Genomic DNA, 7,251 nt, shown 5'->3' with positions numbered 1-7,251 from the left:
TTTCCGACCCCACAACACGCCACCCCCCCCCCCCCCCACCCGCCCCCCTCTCCGCCCCCCCCCCCACCCCCCCCCCCCCCCCCCCCTCCCTCCCCCCCCCCCCCCCCCCCCCCCCCCCACCGGCCGGACCGCCGGAGGCCTACGCGTCGTAGACGTCGGCCTTCCGCGGCGTCGGGTCCTGGACGTTGCCGCTGAGGAACGCCGAGCGGGCGCCGAACTTCTCCGTGTCCACGCCGTTCTCCTGCAGCACCCTGATCGCCGCCGAGTGCACCACCCGCAGCACCGGCGTGGCCGCGCGCAGCGCGTCGTCGGCCATGAAACGGTGCCGCCACGGCTGGTCGGCCCAGGCGTGCCGCAGACCGAACGGCTCGGGCAGACCGAGTGAGCCGCCCAGCCACTTGAGCAGCGGCGGGTACCAGGTCAGCGGGGCGCGCGCGGCGAGCCGTACCACCTCGTCGGTGCCGACCAGCGGGAGCTTGATCGTGCGGTTCTCCCAGGGCTTGAGGGACTTCGCGACCTCCTTGGTCGGCGCCTCCGGCTTCGAGGTGAACAGCGGGTTCACCGGTCCCAGCGCGTGCCCGGTGACCTCGATGCGCAGCGTCTCGTGCAGCACGGTCACCGTGATCAGCATGGTGATGACCAGCTGGCCGTCCCACAGCGTCCACTGCACGCCCAGGTAGTGCCGGTCACCGCTGCCGAACTGCTGCTTGTTGCAGATGTCCTGTATGGCGTGCGGCTTGACCTGGAACGCCTCCACGTCCGTGCCCTCGGGCCGGGACACCGCCGCGGCCTTCTCGCCGATCGGCGTGACGATCCAGTGCCGTATCGACGGCTTGGGGAAGCCGCCCGTGTTCAGCGGGCCGCGCTCCAGCAGGGTCAGCTGGTCGTGGATCGCGCGGATGACGTCCCAGCTGCGGAAGGGGTGGATCTCCCGTGTGGGGTCGGCCGGCACCAGCTCCTCGGCGAGCTGCCAGGCGCCCCAGCGGGTGCCCATGCCGAGTATGCCCTTGGGGCCGGCGTAGAAGACCGAGTTGGACTGCTGCTCGGCGCTCAGCCGGGCCAGCGACTGGCGCAGCTCCTCGGCAGCGGTCTGGCCGGGTCCGCGCGGCACCGCCTCCGGGACCTTCGCGCCGACGCTGGTGCCCGAGAGCAGGCCGTCCCAGCGGGCCCGCAGATCCTTGGCGGTGCTCTCGCAGATCTGCTTCGCCCAGAACCAGCCCACCACGGGCAGGGCGACGCACGCGCGGGCGTACCACGCCCAGAACCCGCCGAACGGCATCTTGATCAGGAACAGCGCGGCGAGCACGCCGACGCCGACCAGCAGGGCGGTGGCCATCGGTCCGGCGCGCTTGTCGTCGCGCTTGGCGACGAACGTGCGCAGCTGGAAGACGATCAGCCAGCCGATCAGCCCGGGCAGGAAGAGCAGCCCGCACAGGACCGTGACGGCCGACAGCCGGTTGTCGCGCTCACGGCGGATGTTGTTGGCCGCCAGACAGTGCTCCACGACGAACTGGGGCTCGGAACCGAAGGACTGGATGAGCGGCGCGCGGCCGGGCGCGAGCATCCGGTCGACCACGGCCCGCGAGAACGCCTCACCGAGATTGGGCCGGAACAGCTTGATCCGGCCGGCCTTGACGGTCGACTGGTGCCACTCGTTGTCGGCCTTCTTGATCTCCTCGACCAAGCTGTCCCGGTAGGCCGCGGAGGCCAGCGCGGAGGTCGCCGCCTGTCCCTCGTCACCCGAGACGGGCACCTGGGGCCCGTCCCACTCCGTTCCCAACGACATTCCCGCCCCCATCACCGCCGGCGTCGCTCCTGCGGCCTTCCCGACTTCCCTGCCCCGCACACCTGTTGGACCGGCCGCCTTGCCGATGACAGACCACTACCGGACGGCTGCGGCACCACGTGATCAGGTGATCAGCGTATCCGCCGCCACCGACAACCCGCGGGCGGACGGCCGAAGCCGCCCGCCCGCGCGCGAAGCAGGACGCCGCGGAACTATGCGCCGTCCCCGGCCTGTTCGCGGACCCGCTCGGCGATCTGCGGCGGCATCGGCTCGTGCCGGGCGTAGGCCCTGTCGAAGCGGGCCGTGCCGTGCGACAGCGAGCGCAGGTCGACGGCGTACCGGCCGATCTCGAACTCGGGCACCTCCGCACGGATCAACGTCCGCCCGGAGCCCACCTGTTCGGTGCCGAGCAGTCGGCCCCGCCGACTCGACAGATCGCTCATCACGGCGCCCACGTAGTCGTCGCCGACCAGCACGGTCACCTCGGCCACCGGCTCCAGCAGATGGATCTTCGCCTCCGCGGCGGCCTCGCGCAGCGCCAGCGCGCCCGCGGTCTGGAAGGCGGCGTCGGAGGAGTCCACCGAGTGCGCCTTGCCGTCCACCAGCGTGACCCGGACGTCGATGAGCGGATAGCCGGCGGCCACGCCCTTGGCGGCCTGCGCCCGTACGCCCTTCTCGACGGACGGGATGAACTGCCGGGGCACCGAGCCGCCGACCACCTTGTCCACGAACTCGATGCCGGAGCCGCCCGGCAGCGGCTCCACCTCGATCTCGCAGATCGCGTACTGCCCGTGCCCGCCGGACTGCTTCACATGCCGGCCTCGCCCGGCGGCCCTGTTCGCGAACGTCTCCCGGAGGGAGACCTTGTGCGGGACCACGTCGACCTGGACGCCGTAACGGCTGCGCAGCCGTTCCAGGGCGACGTCCGCGTGGGCCTCGCCCAGGCACCACAGGACCACCTGGTGGGTGTCCTGGTTCTGCTCCAGGCGCATCGTGGGATCCTCGGCGACCAGGCGGCTCAGCCCCTGCGAGAGCTTGTCCTCGTCGGCCTTGCTGTGCGCGTGGATGGCGAGCGGCAGCAGCGGGTCGGGCATCTGCCAGGGCTCCATCAGGAGCGGGTCGTCCTTCGCGGAGAGCGTGTCGCCGGTCTCGGCGCGGCTCAGCTTGGCCACGCACACCAGATCGCCGGCGACGGCGTGCGTCACCGGCCGCTGCTGCTTGCCGAAGGACATGGACAGGGCACCGACCTTCTCGTCGACGTCGTGGTCCTCGTGCCCGCGGTCGGCCAGGCCGTGCCCGGAGACGTGCACCGTCCGGTCGGGACGCAGGGTGCCGGAGAAGACACGGACGAGGGAGATGCGGCCCACGTAGGGGTCGGACGAGGTCTTGACGACCTCGGCGACCAGCGGGCCGGCGGTGTCGCACGGCTTCAGCTCGCGTGTCGTGCCGTCGATGGTGGTGACCCCGGGCAGCGGGTGCTCGAACGGGGTCGGGAACCCGCCGGTGATCAGCTCCAGCAGCTCGACCGTGCCGAGGCCCTGCCTGGCGCCCTCGGCGGCGGGCGCGCCGGCCAGGACGGGGAAGAAGCTGCCCCGGGCGACGGCCCGCTCCAGGTCCTCGATCAGCGTCTTGACGTCGACCTGCTCGCCGCCCAGATAGCGGTCCATGAGGGTCTCGTCCTCGCTCTCGGCGATGATCCCCTCGATGAGCCGGTTGCGGGCCTCCTCGATGTCCGGCAGCTGGTCCTCGCCGGGCTCGGACTCCTTGCGCTCGCCGGTCGAGTAGTCGAACAGCTTCTGCGACAGCAGCCCGATCAGACCTGTCACGGGCGCGTGGCCGTCGGGCCCCTCGGGGCCGCGCAGCGGCAGGTACAGGGGCAGGACGGCGTCCGGATCGTCGCCGCCGAAGGCCTCCGCGCAGATCCGGGTCATCCCCTCGAAGTCGGCGCGCGCGGACTCCAGGTGCGTGACCACGATCGCGCGGGGCATGCCGACGGCCGCGCACTCCTCCCACACCATCCGTGTCGAGCCGTCGACCCCGTCCGCGGCCGAGACGACGAAGAGGGCCGCGTCCGCGGCGCGCAGACCGGCCCGGAGTTCCCCGACGAAGTCCGCGTACCCGGGGGTGTCGAGGAGGTTGACCTTGATGCCGTTCCATTCGACGGGCACCAGCGAGAGCTGTACGGAGCGCTGCTGCCGGTGCTCGATGTCGTCGTAGTCCGAGACGGTGCCGCCGTCTTCGACGCGGCCCGCCCGGTTCACCGCCCCCGCGGTCAGCGCGAGGGCCTCCACCAGGGTCGTCTTGCCCGCTCCGCTGTGGCCGACCAGCACCACGTTCCGTACGGACGCGGGATGGTCGGCCGCCAGAGCCCTGCCGGCGGCTCCGGGGTGGTGTGTCTGTGCCTTGTCGCCCATGATCCTGCCTCCCGTGCACGGTGAGGTCACTGTGGGCGCGGACACGCGGGACCCGCGTGCACTGGCGGCTCCGGCGACGCCCGCGGTTATTCGAGCTTTCCACTCCCGTCATGCCGCGTCCATACGAAGGACCACGAAGGGTGCGTACGGGCCGGGATCGCGCCGCGCACGCCCCGTGACGGGGGCGCGCGCACCGGCCGGCGGCGCCCCGGTGCGGGTGCCCGCCCGTCACGCACGCACGCGCGTGGCTACGATGGGCCAGCCGGCGGCCACCAGGGCCGCGGCGACACCGACCGTCGGGAAGGCCATGCTGAACAAGTACGCGCGTGCATTTTTCACGCGTGTCCTCACACCGTTCGCCGCGTTTCTCATCCGCCGGGGCGTCAGCCCCGACACGGTCACGCTCATCGGTACGGCCGGTGTGGTCGCGGGCGCGCTGGTCTTCTACCCCATGGGCGAGTTCTTCTGGGGCACGGTAGTGATCACGTTGTTCGTCTTCTCCGACCTGGTCGACGGCAACATGGCCCGCCAGCTGGGCCGCTCCAGCCGCTGGGGCGCCTTCCTGGACTCCACGCTCGACCGGGTCGCCGACGGCGCGATCTTCGGCGGCTTCGCCCTCTGGTACGCGGGCAACGGGAACGACAACGTCCTGTGCGCCGTCTCGATCTTCTGCCTGGCCAGCGGCCAGGTGGTCTCGTACACCAAGGCGCGCGGCGAGTCGATCGGCCTGCCGGTGGCGGTCAACGGGCTCGTCGAGCGCGCCGAGCGGCTGGTGATCTCGCTGGTCGCGGCCGGTTTCGCGGGCCTGCACAAGTTCGGCGTGCCCGGCATCCAGTGGCTGCTGCCGATCGCCCTGTGGATCGTCGCCGTGGGCAGTCTCGTCACGCTGGTCCAGCGGGTCGTCACCGTCCGCCGCGAGTCCGCCGAGGCGGAGGAGGCCGCCGCCCGGGAGAACGCGTCCCAGGGGAGCGAGGCGGCGAAGTGAGCACCGCCGACCGGCTGACCGACGCGCTGTACGGCCTCGGCTGGAGTTCCGTCAAGAAGCTCCCCGAGCCCGTCGCGGTCCGCCTCGGCCGCACCATCGCCGACCTCGCCTGGAAGCAGCGCGGCAAGGGCGTGCAGCGCCTCGAGGCGAACTACGCGCGCGTGGTGCCCGACGCCGGCCCCGAGCGCCTCGCCGAACTCTCCCGTGCGGGCATGCGCTCCTACCTGCGCTACTGGATGGAATCCTTCCGGCTCCCGGCCTGGAGCCCCGAGCGGGTGCGGACGGGCTTCGTCCCCAAGGACATCCACCACCTCACCGACGGCCTCGCCTCCGGCCGGGGCGTGGTCCTCGCCCTGCCCCACCTGGCCAACTGGGATCTGGCCGGGGCCTGGGTCACCACGGAGCTGCAGACGCCGTTCACCACGGTCGCCGAGCGCCTGAAGCCCGAGACGCTGTACGACCGCTTCGTCGCCTACCGCGAGGGCCTCGGCATGGAGGTGCTCCCGCACAGCGGCGGCTCCGCCTTCGGCACACTGGCCCGGCGGCTGCGCGACGGCGGCCTGGTCTGCCTGGTCGCCGACCGCGACCTGTCCGCCTCCGGTGTCGAGGTCGACTTCTTCGGCGACCGCGCCCGGATGCCCGCGGGCCCGGCCCTGCTCGCCCAGCAGACCGGCGCCCTGCTGCTGCCGGTCACGCTCTGGTACGACGACTCGCCCGTCATGCGGGGCCAGGTGCACCCTCCGGTCGAGGTGCCGCAGTCAGGTACGCGGGCCGAGAAGACGTCTGTCATGACACAGGCGCTGGCCGACGCCTTCGCCTCCGGGATCGCCGAGCACCCGGAGGACTGGCACATGCTCCAGCGGCTGTGGCTCGCCGACCTCGACCCCGCGAAGGGACCCTCGTGAGAATCGGGATCGTCTGCCCGTACTCCTGGGACGTGCCCGGTGGCGTCCAGTTCCACATCCGCGACCTCGCCGAGTACTTCATCCGGCTCGGCCACGAGGTGTCCGTCCTCGCCCCGGCCGACGACGACACGCCCCTGCCGCCGTACGTCGTCTCGGCCGGCCGCGCGGTCCCGGTGCCGTACAACGGCTCGGTGGCCCGCCTGAACTTCGGCTTCCTGTCGGCCGCGCGGGTACGGCGCTGGCTGCACGAGGGCAAGTTCGACGTGGTCCACATCCACGAGCCGACCTCCCCCTCGCTGGGCCTGCTGACCTGCTGGGCGGCCTCCGGTCCGATCGTGGCCACCTTCCACACCTCCAACCCCCGCTCCCGCGCGATGATCGCCGCCTACGCGATCCTGCAGGCCGCGCTCGAGAAGATCAGCGCGCGGATCGCGGTCAGCGAGTACGCCCGCCGCACCCTGGTCGAGCACCTGGGCGGGGACGCCGTGGTCATCCCCAACGGCGTCGACGTCGACTTCTTCGCCGGCGCCGAGCCCAAGCCGGAGTGGCAGGGCGACACGATCGGCTTCATCGGCCGTATCGACGAGCCCCGCAAGGGCCTGCCCGTCCTGATGAAGGCCCTGCCGCAGATCCTGGCCGCCCGCCCGCAGACCCGGCTGCTGGTCGTGGGGCGGGGTGACGAGGAGGCGGCCGTCGAGGAACTGCCGAAGGAGCTGCGCCCGCAGGTGGAGTTCCTCGGCATGGTCAGCGACGAGGACAAGGCGCGTCTCCTGCGCAGCGTCGACCTGTACGTCGCGCCCAACACCGGAGGCGAGAGCTTCGGCATCATCCTGGTCGAGGCGATGTCGGCGGGCGCCCCCGTCCTCGCCTCCGACCTGGACGCCTTCGTGCAGGTCCTCGACCAGGGCGAGGCGGGCGAGGTGTTCGCCAACGAGGACGCCGACGCGCTGGCCGAAGGGGCCCTGCGGCTGCTGGGGGACCCGGTGCGGCGGGCCGGGCTGCGCGAGCGCGGCAGCGCCCATGTGCGGCGGTTCGACTGGTCGACGGTGGGCGCGGACATCCTGTCCGTCTACGAGACGGTCACGGCCGGCGCGGCGGCGGTCGCGGCGGACGAACGGACGACGGGGCTGCGGGCCCGGTTCGGACTGGCGCGGGACTGAC

General features: G+C 72.3%; 5 protein-coding genes. 3 read left to right on the top strand and 2 right to left on the bottom strand.

Going from position 1 to position 7,251, the window contains the following annotated elements; genetic code table 11:
• Positions 1 to 139: 139 nt before the first annotated feature.
• Together ACZ5CW_RS31180 and ACZ5CW_RS31175 are read right to left on the bottom strand one after the other, a co-directional pair.
• Positions 140 to 1,786: a hypothetical protein gene (locus tag ACZ5CW_RS31180; protein WP_468607239.1), complete on the bottom strand. Its 1,647-nt coding sequence runs from the start codon at positions 1,784 to 1,786 to the stop codon at positions 140 to 142.
• Positions 1,787 to 1,998: 212 nt separating this feature from the next.
• Positions 1,999 to 4,200, bottom strand: a complete 2,202-nt coding sequence (locus ACZ5CW_RS31175; protein WP_468607237.1) for an elongation factor G-like protein EF-G2 — start codon at positions 4,198 to 4,200, stop codon at positions 1,999 to 2,001.
• Positions 4,201 to 4,453: 253 nt separating this feature from the next.
• Here ACZ5CW_RS31175 and pgsA point away from each other — a divergent pair, with 253 nt between their 5' ends.
• From pgsA to ACZ5CW_RS31160, 3 genes are read left to right on the top strand one after another with little or no spacing between them, the layout of a single operon-like run.
• Positions 4,454 to 5,185, top strand: a complete 732-nt coding sequence (pgsA, locus tag ACZ5CW_RS31170; RefSeq protein WP_468607257.1) for a phosphatidylinositol phosphate synthase — start codon at positions 4,454 to 4,456, stop codon at positions 5,183 to 5,185.
• A complete protein-coding gene (locus tag ACZ5CW_RS31165) occupies positions 5,182 to 6,090 on the top strand; it encodes a phosphatidylinositol mannoside acyltransferase (RefSeq protein ID WP_468607235.1) in 909 nt (302 codons plus the stop codon). The genes pgsA and ACZ5CW_RS31165 overlap by 4 nt, the downstream gene beginning before the upstream one ends.
• A complete protein-coding gene (locus ACZ5CW_RS31160; protein ID WP_468607233.1) occupies positions 6,087 to 7,250 on the top strand; it encodes a glycosyltransferase family 4 protein in 1,164 nt (387 codons plus the stop codon). Before ACZ5CW_RS31165 ends, ACZ5CW_RS31160 begins: the two co-directional genes overlap by 4 nt.
• Position 7,251 lies beyond the last annotated feature (1 nt).

The sequence above is a fragment of the Streptomyces sp. NPDC031379 genome (assembly GCF_055569615.1).
Note: the sequence above shows the minus strand (reverse complement) of the source record. Positions and strands in the feature narration are given on the sequence as shown.

Bases quoted from the DNA above. Each gene is read 5' to 3' on its own strand.
- ACZ5CW_RS31180 (WP_468607239.1), bottom strand. From the start codon at position 1,786: ATGTCGTTGGGAACGGAGTGGGACGGGCCCCAGGTGCCCGTCTCGGGT.
- ACZ5CW_RS31175 (WP_468607237.1), bottom strand. From the start codon at position 4,200: ATGGGCGACAAGGCACAGACACACCACCCCGGAGCCGCCGGCAGGGCT.
- pgsA (WP_468607257.1), top strand. From the start codon at position 4,454: ATGGGCCAGCCGGCGGCCACCAGGGCCGCGGCGACACCGACCGTCGGG.